At 71.4% G+C, this 15,260-nt stretch carries 14 protein-coding genes and 1 tRNA gene; 8 read left to right on the top strand and 7 right to left on the bottom strand.

The genetic code is table 11. The annotated features are described in order from the left end of the window. Positions 1-96 precede the first annotated feature (96 nt). The 3 genes from AC0VYN_RS29920 to AC0VYN_RS29910 all read right to left on the bottom strand — a co-directional run bounded on the left by AC0VYN_RS29920 (position 97) and on the right by AC0VYN_RS29910 (position 1,261). Positions 97-306 carry a hypothetical protein gene (locus AC0VYN_RS29920; protein ID WP_475533473.1) on the bottom strand — a complete coding sequence of 70 codons (210 nt, stop codon included), beginning with the start codon at positions 304-306 and terminating at the stop codon, positions 97-99. 73 nt (positions 307-379) lie between these two features. Beyond that, complete coding sequence (locus AC0VYN_RS29915; protein ID WP_475533472.1) at positions 380-664, bottom strand: hypothetical protein; 285 nt, start codon at positions 662-664, stop codon at positions 380-382. Positions 665-1,099: 435 nt separating this feature from the next. Continuing rightward, positions 1,100-1,261 carry a hypothetical protein gene (locus AC0VYN_RS29910; protein ID WP_475533471.1) on the bottom strand — a complete coding sequence of 54 codons (162 nt, stop codon included), beginning with the start codon at positions 1,259-1,261 and terminating at the stop codon, positions 1,100-1,102. 509 nt (positions 1,262-1,770) lie between these two features. On the opposite strand from AC0VYN_RS29910, the gene AC0VYN_RS29905 reads away from it, so the two are divergent. Next, positions 1,771-2,007 carry a GntR family transcriptional regulator gene (locus AC0VYN_RS29905; protein WP_475533470.1) on the top strand — a complete coding sequence of 79 codons (237 nt, stop codon included), beginning with the start codon at positions 1,771-1,773 and terminating at the stop codon, positions 2,005-2,007. An 81-nt stretch (positions 2,008-2,088) separates the two neighbouring features. Here AC0VYN_RS29905 and AC0VYN_RS29900 read toward each other — a convergent pair whose 3' ends face one another. Next, complete coding sequence (locus tag AC0VYN_RS29900) at positions 2,089-3,096, bottom strand: tyrosine-type recombinase/integrase (protein WP_475533469.1); 1,008 nt, start codon at positions 3,094-3,096, stop codon at positions 2,089-2,091. A gap of 252 nt (positions 3,097-3,348) precedes the next feature. Then, a tRNA-Arg gene (locus AC0VYN_RS29895) sits at positions 3,349-3,421 on the bottom strand. A gap of 320 nt (positions 3,422-3,741) precedes the next feature. Here AC0VYN_RS29895 and AC0VYN_RS29890 point away from each other — a divergent pair. The 4 genes from AC0VYN_RS29890 to AC0VYN_RS29875 all read left to right on the top strand — a co-directional run bounded on the left by AC0VYN_RS29890 (position 3,742) and on the right by AC0VYN_RS29875 (position 10,121). Continuing rightward, on the top strand, positions 3,742-5,349 hold the full coding sequence (locus AC0VYN_RS29890; protein WP_475533468.1) for a dynamin family protein: 1,608 nt from the start codon (positions 3,742-3,744) through the stop codon (positions 5,347-5,349). A gap of 3 nt (positions 5,350-5,352) precedes the next feature. Then, a complete protein-coding gene (locus tag AC0VYN_RS29885) occupies positions 5,353-7,773 on the top strand; it encodes a YfjP family GTPase (RefSeq protein ID WP_475533467.1) in 2,421 nt (806 codons plus the stop codon). Between the two features lie 207 nt (positions 7,774-7,980). Continuing rightward, positions 7,981-8,448 carry a single-stranded DNA-binding protein gene (locus AC0VYN_RS29880; RefSeq protein WP_451687838.1) on the top strand — a complete coding sequence of 156 codons (468 nt, stop codon included), beginning with the start codon at positions 7,981-7,983 and terminating at the stop codon, positions 8,446-8,448. A 260-nt stretch (positions 8,449-8,708) separates the two neighbouring features. After that, complete coding sequence (locus AC0VYN_RS29875; protein WP_475533466.1) at positions 8,709-10,121, top strand: Cys-Gln thioester bond-forming surface protein; 1,413 nt, start codon at positions 8,709-8,711, stop codon at positions 10,119-10,121. Between the two features lie 34 nt (positions 10,122-10,155). Here the strand turns inward: AC0VYN_RS29875 and AC0VYN_RS29870 are convergent, their stop codons facing one another. After that, entirely contained in the window at positions 10,156-10,926 is a 771-nt protein-coding gene (locus tag AC0VYN_RS29870; RefSeq protein ID WP_475533465.1) for a hypothetical protein, read from the bottom strand. 396 nt (positions 10,927-11,322) lie between these two features. Here AC0VYN_RS29870 and ettA point away from each other — a divergent pair, with 396 nt between their 5' ends. The 3 genes from ettA to AC0VYN_RS29855 are packed head-to-tail and all read left to right on the top strand — an operon-like array spanning position 11,323 to position 14,096. Beyond that, entirely contained in the window at positions 11,323-12,987 is a 1,665-nt protein-coding gene (gene ettA, locus AC0VYN_RS29865) for an energy-dependent translational throttle protein EttA (protein WP_475533464.1), read from the top strand. Between the two features lie 6 nt (positions 12,988-12,993). Beyond that, on the top strand, positions 12,994-13,425 hold the full coding sequence (locus AC0VYN_RS29860; RefSeq protein ID WP_475533463.1) for an acyl-CoA thioesterase: 432 nt from the start codon (positions 12,994-12,996) through the stop codon (positions 13,423-13,425). Next, positions 13,422-14,096, top strand: coding sequence for a DUF8185 domain-containing protein (locus AC0VYN_RS29855; RefSeq protein ID WP_475533462.1), 675 nt, complete (start codon positions 13,422-13,424; stop codon positions 14,094-14,096). Before AC0VYN_RS29860 ends, AC0VYN_RS29855 begins: the two co-directional genes overlap by 4 nt. A 59-nt stretch (positions 14,097-14,155) precedes the next feature. Here AC0VYN_RS29855 and AC0VYN_RS29850 read toward each other — a convergent pair whose 3' ends face one another. Further along, positions 14,156-15,124 carry an ABC transporter ATP-binding protein gene (locus tag AC0VYN_RS29850; RefSeq protein WP_475533461.1) on the bottom strand — a complete coding sequence of 323 codons (969 nt, stop codon included), beginning with the start codon at positions 15,122-15,124 and terminating at the stop codon, positions 14,156-14,158. Positions 15,125-15,260: the final 136 nt, after the last annotated feature.

Below are 15,260 nucleotides of genomic sequence, written 5' to 3'. Positions count from 1 at the left end.
CCTCGCAGGTCAGTGCACGCCGGCGATTACGTCGTGGCTGGTCAGACCATGCGAAAGGGCGTGCACACTGTGCACGCCCCCTCTGCTGGGTCTGAGCTAGCGCCACGTGACGCGGTGGTACCCCTTGCACGTCACGCCCACGTACGTCTTGCCGTCGACGGTGACGCACCCGTGGCGCTCAGCGTCGAACCCGTCATCCCCGACGCGCGTACGGCAGTCCCAGCACTGGTCATCCATCTTCCCCTGGGCGATCAATACGCCCGCGTTCTCTCGTACGTACGTCATGGCTCGGTCGTCGTTGCTCATGGCTTCTCCTGGGAATGCGAGAGCCCCCGTCTCGATGAGACGGGGGCATCTCTGCTCGGGGTGGTGTCGTGCGTTACTTCGCGTCGGCGGCCTTGATCTCGGCGACCGTCTTCCTGACGGGAGACGTGGCAGCCTTCTTGGCGGGCGTTGCGCGAGTCGGGCTCTTCTTGGGAGCAGCGGGCTTAGCGGCCGTCGTCGCCTTCTTGGCCGGGGCCTTCGCGGTCGCAGTGCCGGGCGTCTCGGCCTTCGCAGCGGCGACAGGCTCAGCAGCGGCGCGCATCTCCTTCCGGCACTTCGCTCGGGCGGCCTTCGTACGCTCGTGGGAGCAGTTGCTGTGATCGAAGCGCTCGCGGGTCATGTCGTGCTCCTTCGTGGGTCGTTGTCGTGCTGGCAGGTCGACACTCTCGGAGTACGCGAGCCATCCGAAGGGCTACGGCTGGACTCCGTGGAGAGTCGTTATCAAGCGCTGGCCTGAGCCAGCAGAGAGCCCCGAGACCCATCGGCGTAGGGGTTGGGGCCTCGGGGCTCTCGTCTAGGGGAGCGCTACGGCGTCACCACGGCTCGTGATCACCGCCCGCGCACTCGGGACACGCGACCTTGAACGTCTGACGGCACGTCCCACACCCAGCGAAGCCGCCGCAGTCGGGGCACCAGACGAGTTGAGTCCCGGTGCACGTGCCGCACAGGTCGCCCCACTTCCACAGAGTCCACGGCTCGTGTCCGGGCGTGCGCCCGGCTCGTGGCACCCGGTGAACCGGTCGTGTGGCTGTGCGGGCCTCAGCGATGGTCGCCATCAGTGATCGGTCCTGTGCGCCCGGATCGTACGTGCGGCCTCGAAGCGTGCCGACGCGTTCCCGGATCGCTTCGCCTTCGCCAGCGCGGCTTCCGCTGTCTCGCAGGCGTCGCAACCGGCGACGGGGTGAGCCTCATACAGCCAGTCGTCCAGCGGCAGCATGACCGGCTCACTCGGGTACCGAGGCGGCTCGGTCATGCCATCACCCCCGACGGGTAGTCCTGGCCGAGCGTCGCCAGCACTGCCGCGCGTCGCCTCTCCTTCTGTCGTCGCCGCTCCTGCTCCCTCTCATGGGCGATGAGGTACGGGCGGATGAGTGGGGTGTCCTCGCCGCGCAGATAAGCGGGCGGACGGGGTGAGCGGGGAGCGGGGAGAGACAGGGCAGAGGGCGCGATGATCAGGCGCCGCGTCGGTGAATCCGCGGGGGTCTGCTGAGCGGGGCGGCGTCGCTTTCCTGTGGACGGCAAGAGCCACGAGAGGATGAGGGACAGTAGAGTTCGCACGTCGGTCTGCTCCATTCAGATCGGCCACGCCCCCGGACCGGTCGCACGGTCGCGGGGGTCTTTTCTGTTGTGCGCGTCACGTTAGCGAGGCCGGTCTATGCCTGTCTATGCCTTTCTATAGACCCACCTGCACATGCGTACCTGCTCACGCGTACATACGGTCCGGATATGGCAGAGCCGCAGTGGGATCCGAAACGGCCGAGGTGGCAGCAGATCGCCGACGCCATCCGCGCGAGGATCGCGGACGGCACCTATCCGCCCGACACCCTGATTAGCGAGACGCGGATCATGGGTGAGTGGGGCGTCGCCAAGATGACCGCCCGCAAGGCTGTGGCCGCTCTGCGCGCTGAGGGTCTTCTCATGACCACGCCGGGCATGGGCTCATTCGTGAAGGGCGACGAGTAGAGGGCTGGTGTGGAACAGAGGACGTCCCACACCAGCCCCCGGCTGTGTTCGCCGGCTTGTGCTTAGCCGCTGGTCAGGGGGCTAGTACCTGTCGCCCATGCGCTTGACCGCGTTCACTGCTCGGGTTGCTGCCATGTCGGCTGCGTACCGCCTGAGCATCGAGGGATCCTTCCACCCGGCGATGGTCATCACGTCGCCCTCGGACACCCCTGCACTGAGTAGGTCGTCCACGGTCGTGTGACGGAATTGGTGCGGGTGAACGATGGCCTTGGACTCCGGGTTATCCGGGTTGCCGTACCCGGCGTCAGCCGCTCGGCGGTTCAGCATCCGGTACAGGCCGGAGTACGTGAGCTGTGGCCTGCCTCGTGTGCCCAGCCAAAGCCACTCGGTGTAGTTGGGGGAGAGCGGGTTCGCTCGCGGGTGACTGTCTCGTGCTCGCAGGTAGCGCGTGATGGCCACGACAGTCTTCGGCTGTAGCGGGATGATGCGGCCCTCACCCGACGCGCGAGCCTCCTTGAGTGGGGTCACTGGACCGATGAGCCCTTGCTCCAGGTGCAGGTGGTCGAGCCGCAGGGAGAGAAGTTCTTCGGCCCTCAGACCCTCCGTCAGAACCCGGATAATGGCGTGGTCTCGAACCTTCTCGAACGCGCGGACCCGAGGATTGCCCCCGCCTGTGACCTGCAACAGATCACGGATGAACTCCTCGGACAGCGTCGTCGGGCGCACGTCCTCCGGGTGCGCGTAGCGCTGGAGCCGTGAGTCGTCGTACGGGTTCGCGTGGTCGTACTCGGACTCCAGCCACTTGAAGAACGGGCGCAAGTTTCGCTGGAGGGTGTGGGTCCCGCCCTGTCGCTCGCCCTTCCCGCCGTCATAGTGCGCGCGGAAGAAGACGTTGAGGGTCGGCGCGTCGCACTGGGTGAAGGCATGTACCACACCCGCCGTGTCTGACGTGCTGTTCTGTTCCCGGCTCGCGATCCAGCGGTTGAGTGTGCGCGCTGCCTTGGTGTACGCGGTGACCGTCTTCTCGGCGTACGGACGGCCGCGCTTGTTGTTGCTGGCTCGAAGGTGCGTCGCGTAGTCGGCGAGCATGTGAGCGCGCGTGTCTGCGCTGTCCTCACGCGCTTCTCGGGACGGTACGGACGTGAGACGACGTGCGCTCTTGCTTGTGCTCTGCTGTGCGCGCAGAGGGCTCCGTGTCATTGCCTGTGGCTCTCTCGTGAGCGCTGGGCAAGAGTGCGTCGGCGAAGCACCAAGCCCAGCGGTGTCGGACATGTCGTCTCGACGCCGCTGGGCGGTGTGAAAGCGGTTGGGAAGTCTCTGACCTGCGAAAACTTTCCCTCGTGCCCCCGGCAGGGTTCGAACCTGCGGCCAAGCGCTTAGAAGGCGCCTGCTCTATCCACTGAGCTACGGGGGCCTGGTGTGGTGGCCTCGGTCGTGGTGCCCGGGTGGGGTCGATCCACGACGTTGCCGGGGACAAGGATAGGGCTCCCGGTTCCGTGTCCCTGACGCTTCGCCTCCGTGGCTCGGTGTGGAGGTTCGGTGAAGCGGAACCGATAATCGCAGGCAGGTGCGAATCGTGCACCGCTTTCGACGTCTCGCGCACCGGGTGTTGTGCACTCGTTATGCCTGGACTGTGCTCGCGTCCCAGTCGTCCCTTCCGTCCGTAGTGTCCGGTCGGCGCGCAGACGTGCTCATATGCTTCAGAATTCCCCTAAAATTGGGCATTCTTCCCATGTGGTGACCTTGGACGTACGGCCTCAGCTGCTCGACGCACTCTCCGCCCTGCGCGACCGTGTCGCGGCCGCACGCTTCCCGCTGCCCCTCGCGGGGGCTCCACGCGCGCGTGCCAACCGCGACGAACTGCTCGCCCAGCTCGACGACTACCTGGTACCTCGGCTGCGAGATCCCGAAGCCCCGTTGCTGGCCGTCGTGGGCGGCTCCACCGGCGCGGGCAAGTCAACGCTGGTGAACTCGCTCGTGGGCCGGCGGGTCAGCGAGGCGGGCGTCCTGCGGCCCACGACGCGGACACCGGTGCTGGTGTGCCACCCGGAGGACCATCACTGGTTCAGCGGCATGCGCGTACTGCCCGACCTCACGCGCGTGTGGGTACCCCACCAGGCCCCGGACGAGGATCTGCTCCTGCCGGGTGAGAATCCCGGGCGCATGCTGCGTGTCGAGACCGCGGACACGCTGCCGCCCGGCCTCGCCCTCCTGGACGCCCCCGACATCGACTCCCTCGTCGCCGACAACCGCGTCCTGGCCGCCGAGCTGATCTGCGCCGCCGACATCTGGGTGATGGTCACCACCGCCGCCCGCTACGCCGACGCCGTGCCCTGGCAACTGCTGCGCACCGCCAAGGAGTACGACGCCATGCTGGTCACCGTCCTGGACCGGGTGCCCCACCAGGTGGTGGCCGAGGTGTCACGGCAGTACGCGGCGCTGCTCACCAAGGCCGGACTCGGCGACGTACCCCGCTTCACCGTGCCCGAGCTGCCCGAGTCGGCCTGGGGCGGCGGGCTGTTGCCGGCCACCGCCGTGGCGCCGCTGCGGACCTGGCTCGTCCACCGTGCCCAGGACCTCGCGGCCCGGCACGACGCCATGGCCCGTACCGCCTACGGCCTTCTGAACTCCCTCAAGGCCCGGATGCCCGAGCTGGCCAGTGCCACCGCCGCTCAGTACGCCGCCGCGCTGCGGCTCACCGCCGCCGTCGACGGGGCGTACGACACCGAGCACGCGCGTGTGCGCGGACGGTTGCAGGCGGGGGCCGTGCTCGCCGGGGACGCCCTGAAGCGGTGGCGAGCCTTCCCGCTCGACTGTTCCCCCGGCGAACTCCTCGACTCACTGGTGGAGAGCCTCGGCGCGCTGCTGCTGTGCGCCGTCACCGCCGCCGACGAGCAGGTCGACGAGATCTGGCGGCGCGAGCCCGCGGCGGACGCCCCGGAACTCATGTCCCGCGCGTCCTCGCCGGAGGGCGCCGAGCACCGCATCGGGATGGCCGTACGGCGCTGGCGGCGGGAGCTGGAGGAGTACGCCGAGGAGGAGGTGCGCCGGCTCGACCGCAGCCTGGCACCGGACCCGGAGACGGTCGCCGCCCTCGCCGCCACCGTGCTGCTCGGCGGCCGGCGGGCGCGCAGCGCCGGGGAAGGGCTCGCCGGACGCATCGGCGCCCACGGCGCGCTGCGGCTGCGCGACCGTGGCGGGCGGCTGCTCACCGCCCACATGGACCGCGTCATGAACGCCGAGCGCGAGCGCAGGCTCGCGCCGCTCGACGCGCTGGAGGTCCATCCCGAGCCGCAGGCCGAACTCATCGCGGCGCTGTCCGTACTGCAGAAGGAGAGGTGACCGGTGACCGCCGTCACTGACCAGGACCCCACCGAGCACACCCATCACACGGAGGAGGCGGACCCCCACATCGGCCGTGAAGCCCGAGACACCCGTGGCGGCCGTGGCCGGAGCCAGGAGGCCGGGGAGCGCGTACGAGAGAAGAGTGCCGGTGAGAGGCACACCGAGGGGCGTGCCCCGGAGGGCGCGGGCCGGGGCGAGCGTGCCCGCGACGGCGAGCGCGAGGGCGCCCGGAGTGCCGAGCGGGAGCGTGCGGCGGGTGGCGGGAGTGAGCGCGCCCGGCGCGACGAGGGCGAGCGGGCGGGGCGTGTCGAGGGTCAGCGGGCGGAGAACGGTGAGAACGAGTCCGCGCCGAGGGGGGAGCACGAACTCGCGCGGCACGGGGGGAGGGAGCGTGCGGCGCGCGGTGACGGCGAGCGCGCCCGCGAGTCCCGCGACCACGCGTCGCGAGTGAAGGACGACGGCGACGGTATCCCTCGCCGCACGGACCGCACGGACCGCACGGACCGCACGGACCGCACGGACCGCACGGACCGCACGGACCGCACGGACCGCACAGACCACACCAATCGCACCGACCGCACGGACCGCACCAACCGCACCGACCCCACCGAGCGAGCAGACGGCGTGCACGCCGGCTCGTCCGCCGACGGCGGGCCGTCCCGGGACGACGAGGAGGTGTGGGACGACGGGCTCATCGCGCGGCGGGTGGACGAGACCGGCGGCGCCGAGCAGTTCACCTCCGCGCCGAGCCGGCCGGCGAGGTCCTCGTCCCTGATGCCCCTCGCCTACGACGGGCAGCTCAGGTCGCGGCTGGACGCGCTGCGCGAACTGGTGGGGCTCTCCCGTACCCGGCTCGACGGCGGGACACTGGTCGAGGCGGGACGGGTCCTCGACGAGGCCGCCGCGCGGCGCAGGCTCTCCGGGCAGCACACCGTCGTCGCCATCGCGGGCGCGACCGGCAGCGGCAAGTCGCAGCTGTTCAACACGCTCGCCGGGGTGACGATCTCCGAGACCGGTGTCCGCCGGCCCACCACCGCCGCGCCCATCGCGTGCAGTTGGAGCGACGGGGCGGCCAGCCTGCTGGACCGGCTCGGCATCCCCGGCCGGCTGCGGCGCCGTCCGCTCCAGCATCCGGACGCCGAGTCGCCGCTGCGCGGGCTGGTCCTGATCGACCTGCCCGACCACGACTCCGCGGCCGTCCAGCACCGCGAGCAGGTGGACCGCATCCTGGGGCTCGTCGACGCCGTCATCTGGGTCGTCGACCCGGAGAAGTACGCCGACGCGGTGCTCCACGAACGCTATCTGCGGCCGATGGCGGGCCACGCGGAGGTCACCTTCGTCGTCCTCAACCAGGTCGACCGGCTGCCCGGGGAGGCCGCCGAACAGGTCCTCGACGACCTGCGGCGCCTGCTCGACGAGGACGGCATCGCGCTGGGGGAGCACGGCGAACCCGGCGCGACCGTGCTCGCACTTTCCGCGCTCAGCGGGGAGGGCATGGGCGAACTGCGCGAGGTGCTGGGTCAGTTCGTCGCCGAACGGCAGGCTCCGGCACGCCGTATCGCGGCCGACGTGGACGCCGCCGCCCGGCGCCTGCGGCCCGTGTACGTCACCGGGCGGCGCACCGGGCTCAGCGAGGAGGCCCGGGAGGAGTTCGCGGACCGGCTCGCCGACGCGGTCGGGGCCACCGCGGCGGGCGACGCGGCCGAGCGGGCCTGGCTGCGCAACGCCAACCGCGCCTGCGGCACCCCCTGGCTGCGGCTGTGGCGCTGGTGCCACGACCGGCGCGAGCACTCCACGGGGCGGCAGCCGCTGCGGGCCCAGGAGGACGAGGAGACGACGGCACGCCAGCGGGTGGAACAGGCGGTGCGTACGGTGTCCGACCGGGCTTCGGCCGGGCTGCCGGCGCCGTGGGCCCAGACGATGCGCGAGGCGGCCGTCCGCGGCGCCCAGGGGCTGCCCGAGGCGCTCGACGAGCTGGCGGCGCGGCAGGGCCTGCCGGCGGGACGCCCGCCGCGGCCCGGATGGTGGCCGGTGGCCGTGCTGGCCCAGGCGTCCATGACCCTCCTTCAGGTGGTGGGCGGCCTGTGGCTGCTCGGCCAGATCATCGGCGTCATGGCGCCGAACCTGTGGGTGCCGGTGCTGCTGATGGTGTCCGGCATCCTCGGCGGTCCGGTCATCGAGTGGAGCTGCCGCATGGCGGCGCGCGGGCCGGCACGGCGCTACGGGTACGAGGCGGAACGCCGGTTGCGGGAGGCGGCCGCGGGGTGCGGCCGGGCCCGGGTGCTGGATCCGCTGGCGGGGGAGCTGCTGCGGTACCGGGAGGTGCGGGAGCAGTACGGGCGCGTGGCGGGGGCCGGAGCGGGGACGGGCGTGGGGATCGCGGTCGGGACGGGCATGGGGATGGGCGTCCGGGCGAGGTAGGGAGGGGAGAGGTGGCCGGCGGGGGAACTGTCACCCGTTCGGGTGGCGGGGTTGTCCACAGGCGGGGGACGGGTCCACAGCGCTCGGCGGGCCCGGACCGGACGGAGGCAGTCTGGCCTCACGGCGATCGCGGCGGAAGCGGTCGCCGGCAGGCAGACGCAGCAGCCGTGCGGGCCGGGCCCGTACGCGTGGAGGGAGGGACTCGCGATGAACGAGACCATGATCTGTGCCGTGGGCAACGTGGCGACGCAGCCGGTGTACCGGGACCTGGCGAGCGGGCCGTCGGCACGGTTCCGGCTGGCGGTCACCGCACGCTACTGGGACCGCGAGAAGAACGCGTGGACGGACGGCCACACCAACTTCTTCACGGTGTGGGCCAACCGGCAGCTCGCCACCAACGCGTCGGCGTCGCTGACGGTGGGTGAGCCCGTGATGGTGCAGGGCCGGTTGAAGGTGCGCACCGACGTGCGCGACGGGCAGAACTGGACCTCGGCCGACATCGACGCGGTGGCGATCGGGCACGACCTCTCCAGGGGGACCTCGGCGTTCCGGCGCACCGGCAGGACCGAGGCGGCCACTTCCCCGCCGCGGCCGGAGCCCAACTGGGAGACACCGCCGGGGGAGTCGGCGGCCACGGACGCCGAACAGCGTCCGGAGCCCGTCGCGGTGGCATGACTCCGGCGCTCCGGCACAGGTGACCGAAGTACGGCTTATCGGCGAAAGTGCACGGATCGGCACGGGTGGATTTGTCGATAAGTCCTGCTTGCGGGGGGTGTCCGCCATAACGATTACGAGTCGGATCATCGCTCGGACCAACATCATCGAGGGGCGCGGTGCGCCAGGTCCTTAGGATGCCGAACATGTCCTACGGGGCTGCTGATTCTGCTGGTGGGACCGTGCCCCCACGCCAACGGGTCCTGCTCGAAGGGGATTTGGTGTTTTCTTCGTTCTCTGTCCTGTCCCGGTCCGGTCGAGGAGCGGCGGCGAGACTCGCCGCCACGGTGCTGGTCTCCGCGCTCGCGGCAGCCGGAGTGGCAGCGGGCGCCGCCCCGGCCGCGGCGCAGGGGCAGACACCGGGCGAGGGTGGGGCGTCGGCCACCATAGGCGGGCTGAAGACCTACGGCACCGCGGTCGTGCACGGGGCCAACGGCGACCAGGAGGTGTCGGCCGGCCTGTTCGAGATGTCCGTGGACGGTGGCGGCATGCTGCAGACCTACTGCGTCGACATCCAGAACCCGACGCAGAAGGACGCCAAGTACCACGAGACGCCCTGGAGCGGGACGTCGCTCGGCACCAACAAGGAAGCCGGTCGCATCCGCTGGATTCTGCAGAACTCCTACCCCCAGGTCAACGACCTCGCGGCGCTCGCGAAGAAGGCAGGGGTGCGCGGCGGGCTCACCGAGCAGGACGCCGCGGCCGGCACGCAGGTGGCGATCTGGCGCTACTCGGACGACACGGACGTCGAGGCCGTGGACCCGCAGGCCGAGCGGCTCGCGGACTACCTGGAGAAGAAGGCCCGCAACCTGGCCGAGCCCGCGGCGTCGCTCACGCTGGACCCGCCCGCCGTCTCGGGACGCCCGGGTGAGCGGCTCGGCCCGGTGACGGTGCACACCAACGCCGGCAGCGCGACGGTCACTCCGCCGGCGGACGCCGCCACGGGCGGGGTGCGGTTCGTCGACAAGGACGGCAGGCCCGTCACGTCCGTGACCGACGGCGCCCAGATCTTCTTCGACGTGCCGAAGGAGACCGCGGCGGACACCGTCGGGCTGACCGTCCAGGCCTCGACCACCGTGCCGGTCGGGCGCGCCTTCGCCTCCGAGAGCCGCAGCCAGACGCAGATCCTGGCCGGCTCCAGCGAGTCGACGGTGTCGGCGACGGCGAGCGCGACCTGGGCGGACCAGGGGGCGATACCCGCGCTGTCCGGGGCGAAGAACTGCGTCAAGGGCGGCCTGGACATCACCACGGTCAACAAGGGCGACCAGGCGTTCACCTTCGAGCTGCTGGACAGCGAGTACGTGGTCGCGGCCGGCGAGACCCGGACGGTCACGGTCCCGCTGCCGGAGGACCGGGCCTACGACTTCACCGTCCGCGGTCCCGACGGCTTCGAGGAGCGCTTCACGGGCGTCCTCGACTGCCGCACGCTGAGCAGCCCGGTCGACCACAGCACCCGAACCCTCGGGGAGCCGGCCGTCGCCCCGGTGGTGGACCCCGCCCCCGACACCGACCTCGCCGACACCGGCAGCTCCGACGCGACACCCCTGATCGGCGGCACGGCCATCGGCCTGGTCGTGATCGGCGGTGCGGTCCTGCTCCTCGTCCGCAGGAGGAACGAGCGCGCGGAGGGCTGAAAGGCCCGCCCGTCGCTGCACCGGCGCAGCACCGTCAGTAGCGGTGGCCGGGCCAGTGCGGGTCCGTGTAGCGGTCGTCGCCGGAGAGTCCGAGCAGCCGTATCCGGTGCCGCAGCTCCGCCGGAGCGCCCGACTCGCGCAGGCGCGCCGCGGCGTGGCCGAGGAGCCAGGCGACCAGCTCGGCGCGCATCTCCTCCTCGTCGTTCTCGTACCAGTGGACGTACCACGGCAGGCTGTCTCCGAGGAGCTCGTACTCCCATTCCGCAGCCGCCTCGGCGAGACGCCGGTCGCCGAGGGGCCCGGTCTGCCTCTCCCACTCGGCGAGCCAGGGCCCGAGCGTGCCGGACGCCTCGGCGCACAGCGCGAGGACCTGGTGCGCCGGTACGGCCGCGTCCGGGTCGGTGAGGCTCTGCACCCACCAGGCGTGCAGGAACTCGCGTACCGCGCCGGCGTGATCGTCGGGCCACCGCTGCCAGTGGCCGCGGGCGAGGGAGTATCCGGCCTCTTCCAGCCCGAACAGGGGGTCCGCGCGCCCGGCGACCAGGACGGGGGCGAACTGCGGCAGGATGCGGCGCAGCACGGCCCCGTGGTCGGTCCAGTCGACGGCCTGCCAGGTCCGGCGCAGGAGATCCGGCTCCAGCTCCACGTCCGGCGTCTTCAGCAGGGCGAGCTCCTCCGCGCTGCCCCAGTGGCATTCGCAGTTGTGCTCGTCCGGACGCGCGGTCATGCCGCGGAAGGTGACGGCGAGGCCGTCCAGGGCGTCGGCGAGGCGACGGCCCGCGGGACGGTGGTCGGCAAGGTGCATGGTGTGCCCGGCCTTCGAGGACTCCGTACGGCTTCCGCCGGCCGAAGATCGCCACCTTACCGGGCCGCTGCACGGGGGTGTACCGGGTTTCTGCCGCTCGTGGACCATGCCCCGGCAGTCGTGCGGGGCGGGGTCGCGGCGGTCTCCGTCGAGAGGTCGTGGACCCCGGGAGGGTCACGATGTCCCCCGATCACGGCCGGGACGGGGCCGTCCCCGGGCCCGCGAGGGTGCCCGAGCCGGCCACCGGAGGGCGACAGCGACGGGCGGACCTCCGGTGACCCCCGCGAAATCCCAGGTCACGGGCCTCACGGTGGACGCGTTTCCGCCCAGGGGTGGCGGTACGGCAAGATGGGGTGTATCTGCCCACTGCCTGATTTAGCTGCCGGACGGTTTCTCTTGGCTGAGTACATCTACACCATGCGCAAGGCGCGCAAAGCGCACGGCGACAAGGTGATCCTCGACGATGTCACCCTGAGCTTCCTGCCGGGGGCGAAGATCGGTGTCGTCGGCCCCAACGGTGCCGGCAAGTCGACCGTCCTGAAGATCATGGCGGGTCTGGAGCAGCCGTCGAACGGTGACGCGTTCCTGTCGCCGGGCTACACGGTCGGCATCCTGCTGCAGGAGCCCCCGCTCAGCGAGGACAAGACCGTCCTGGAGAACGTCCAGGAGGGTGTCGCCGAGGTCAAGGGCAAGCTCGACCGGTTCAACGAGATCGCCGAGCAGATGGCGACCGACTACTCGGACGCGCTGCTGGAGGAGATGGGCAAGCTCCAGGAGGAGCTGGACCACGCCAACGCCTGGGACCTCGACGCCCAGCTCGAGCAGGCCATGGACGCCCTCGGCTGCCCGCCCGGGGACTGGCCCGTGGCCAATCTCTCCGGTGGCGAGAAGCGCCGCGTCGCGCTCTGCAAGCTGCTGCTCGAGGCCCCCGACCTGCTCCTCCTCGACGAGCCCACCAACCACCTCGACGCCGAGTCGGTGAACTGGCTGGAGCAGCACCTCGCCAAGTACGAGGGCACCGTCGTGGCCGTGACCCACGACCGGTACTTCCTGGACAACGTCGCCGGCTGGATCTGCGAGGTCGACCGCGGCCGCCTGCACGGCTACGAGGGCAACTACTCCAAGTACCTGGAGACCAAGGCCACCCGCCTCAAGGTCGAGGGCCAGAAGGACGCCAAGCGGCAGAAGCGCCTCAAGGACGAGCTGGAGTGGGTGCGCTCCAACGCCAAGGGGCGGCAGGCCAAGTCCAAGGCCCGTCTGGCGCGGTACGAGGAGATGGCCGCAGAGGCCGACAAGATGCGGAAGCTGGACTTCGAGGAGATCCAGATCCCGCCGGGCCCGCGGCTCGGGAGCGTCGTCGTCGAGGTGAACAACCTCAGCAAGGCCTTCGGTGAGAAGGTCCTCATCGACGACCTCTCCTTCACGCTGCCGCGCAACGGCATCGTCGGCGTCATCGGCCCGAACGGCGCGGGCAAGACCACGCTGTTCAAGATGATCCAGGGCATCGAGGAGCCGGACTCCGGTTCCATCAAGGTCGGCGAGACCGTCAAGATCTCGTACGTCGACCAGAGCCGCGAGAACATCGACCCGAAGAAGACGCTGTGGGCCGTCGTCTCCGACGAGCTCGACTACATCAACGTCGGCCAGGTTGAGATGCCCTCGCGGGCCTACGTCTCCGCCTTCGGTTTCAAGGGCCCGGACCAGCAGAAGCCGGCCGGTGTCCTGTCCGGCGGCGAGCGCAACCGGCTCAACCTCGCGCTCACCCTCAAGCAGGGCGGCAACCTGCTGCTCCTCGACGAGCCGACCAACGACCTCGACGTCGAGACCCTCAGCAGCCTGGAGAACGCGCTGCTGGAGTTCCCGGGCTGCGCCGTGGTCGTCTCCCACGACCGGTGGTTCCTCGACCGCGTCGCCACGCACATCCTCGCGTACGAGGGTGAGTCCAAGTGGTTCTGGTTCGAGGGCAACTTCGAGTCGTACGAGAAGAACAAGGTCGAGCGGCTCGGCGCGGACGCGGCGCGTCCGCACCGTGCCACCTACAAGAAGCTGACCCGGGGCTGATCGATCTTGCGGCACATCTACCGCTGCCCGCTGCGCTGGGCGGACATGGACGCGTACGGCCACGTCAACAACGTGGTCTTCCTCCGCTACCTGGAGGAGGCCCGTATCGACTTCCTGTTCCGCCCGGACAAGGACTTCCAGCAGGGGTCGGTGGTGGCGCGCCACGAGATCGACTACAAGCGGCAGCTCGTCCACCGGCACGCGCCCGTGGACATCGAGCTGTGGGTCACGGAGATCAGGGCGGCGTCCTTCACACTCACCTACGAGGTCAAGGACGGCGACCAGATCTACGTCCGCGCGTCGACGGTGATCGTGCCGTTCGACTTCGAGGCGCAGCGGCCCCGCCGGATCACCGCGGAGGAGCGGGAGTTCCTCCAGGAGTACACGGACGACCCGAGCGAGAAGGCGGAGAACGAGGAGGAGGCCGTCGCCGCATGACGGCCCTTCACCTCGCCGACGAGGGGGAGGCCGCCGACCTCGCGGCCTTCCTCTCCCGCCTGCTCCACTACGACCGCGGCGCCGCCGTGCGCCTCCAGGCGCACGGCACGGCCCTCGCCGTCTTCGGCCGGCCGCCCTCCTTCGAGGTGCTGGCCGTGCGGGCGGTGCGGCTGGCGAAGCCGTACGAGGACGGGCTCGACGTCACGCTGGACGTGACCGTCTCCGCCGGTGAACTCCTCGAGTCCGTGGACGAACCGGCGGCCACCGCCGGCGTGCCCGGCGCGGTCACCGGGCCGCCGTGGGCCGGCGTGCTGCCTCCGCGCGGCGGCTGGCGGCCCGAGCCGGGCCTGCCGGCCCCGGACGCGCTGCGCGCGCTCGTCGCCGCGGCCGTCGCCGAGTTCCGGTCGCGGACGGGGGAGCTGGCGCCCGAGAAGCGCACCCGGACCGAGCTCGACCGGATCGGCCGGGAGATATGGTCCCGGACCGTCGGGGACACCGGGCTGCCCGTGCGGGCCGTGCACGCGGCCCAGTCGCTGGGGTTCCTGCGGCCCGCGGCCGGGGACGGGGCCGCGCTGGTCTCCTCGGGCGCGTGGCTGCGGCTGCGCACCCCCTACGGATCCGTCGCCCTGCGCCGGGCGGGCACCGGCGCGCTGGGTCTCAGCGTGCGCTGAGCCGCACCGCACCGGCCCCCTGCCCCTCCGCCACCCCCCGCCGCACGGGCCCCGCGGGGTCAGTCGCGCTTGCTGTCGTCCGGCCACACGGCGATGTGGTCGGGCTCCAGTTCCAGGGCGACACGGTCGCGCATGCCGAGGGCCCGCGTGTACTCGGCGGGGAGCTGGAGGCGGCCGGCACGGTCCAGCATGGCGTACTCGCGGGCCACCACCGTCTCGTGGCCGGTCGTGGCGTCGACCTCGCTGCGCCGCAGGACCTCCGTGGAGGTGCGGCCGTCGCGGATGGCGACCGTGCGGCGGACCTCGCCGGCCACCGCCTGGTCGTGGGTGACGATGACGATGGTGGTGCCGAGCCGTTCGTTCGCGGTGCGGAAGGCGGCGAAGATCTGTTCCGCCGTGTGCGAGTCGAGCTCACCGGTGGGTTCGTCGGCGAGCAGGACCGCGGGGTCGTTGGCCAGGGCCACGGCGATGGCGACGCGCTGCTGCTGCCCGCCCGACATCTGGTGCGGCCGCCGGTCGCGGCAGTCGGCGACCTCCAGCAGCTCCAGCAGCTCCAGGGCGCGTTCGGAGCGGGCCCGCCGCGCCGCACGCCCCCGGCCGCGGGCGCCCGCGAGCTGGACGGGCAGGGCCACGTTCTGGGCCGCCGTCAGATAGGGCAGCAGATTGCGGGCCGTCTGCTGCCATACGAAGCCGACCACCTCGCGGCGGTAGGAGAGACGGTCCTTCGCGGTCATCGCGAGCAGGTCCCGGCCGGCGACGCGGGCCGCGCCGGCGGTCGGGGTGTCCAGCCCGGCGAGGATGTTCATCAGCGTCGACTTGCCGCTGCCGGAGGCACCGACCAGGGCCATCAGCTCGCCCTCCCGCACCAGCAGGTCGAGGCCCTGCAGGGCCTGCACCTCGACGCCGTCCGCGCTGAAGACGCGGACCACGCGGTCGCAGGTGATGAGGGCGTCGTGGCCGTAGGCGGGACGGTCACGGGAGGCGGTGGCGCGGTCGGCCAGGTCGGCGAGGGTGGGGTTCGTCGTCATCGGGGTCTCCTCGGCAGATGCCCTGGGTCTCTCCGGGCCGGGCGACACGGACGGTGCGGGCGGTGCGGGCGGCACACGCGGGGTACGGCCCGCGAGCGGTGCGGGCGGCAGGGGCGGTGGACGTACCGCCGGCGGT

It is taken from the genome of Streptomyces sp. 63XJN7_1_ISO-PGPR-S23-121 (genome assembly GCF_056173025.1).
The sequence above is the reverse complement of the archived record's forward strand: the minus strand, read 5'-3'. Positions and strand labels throughout refer to the sequence as shown.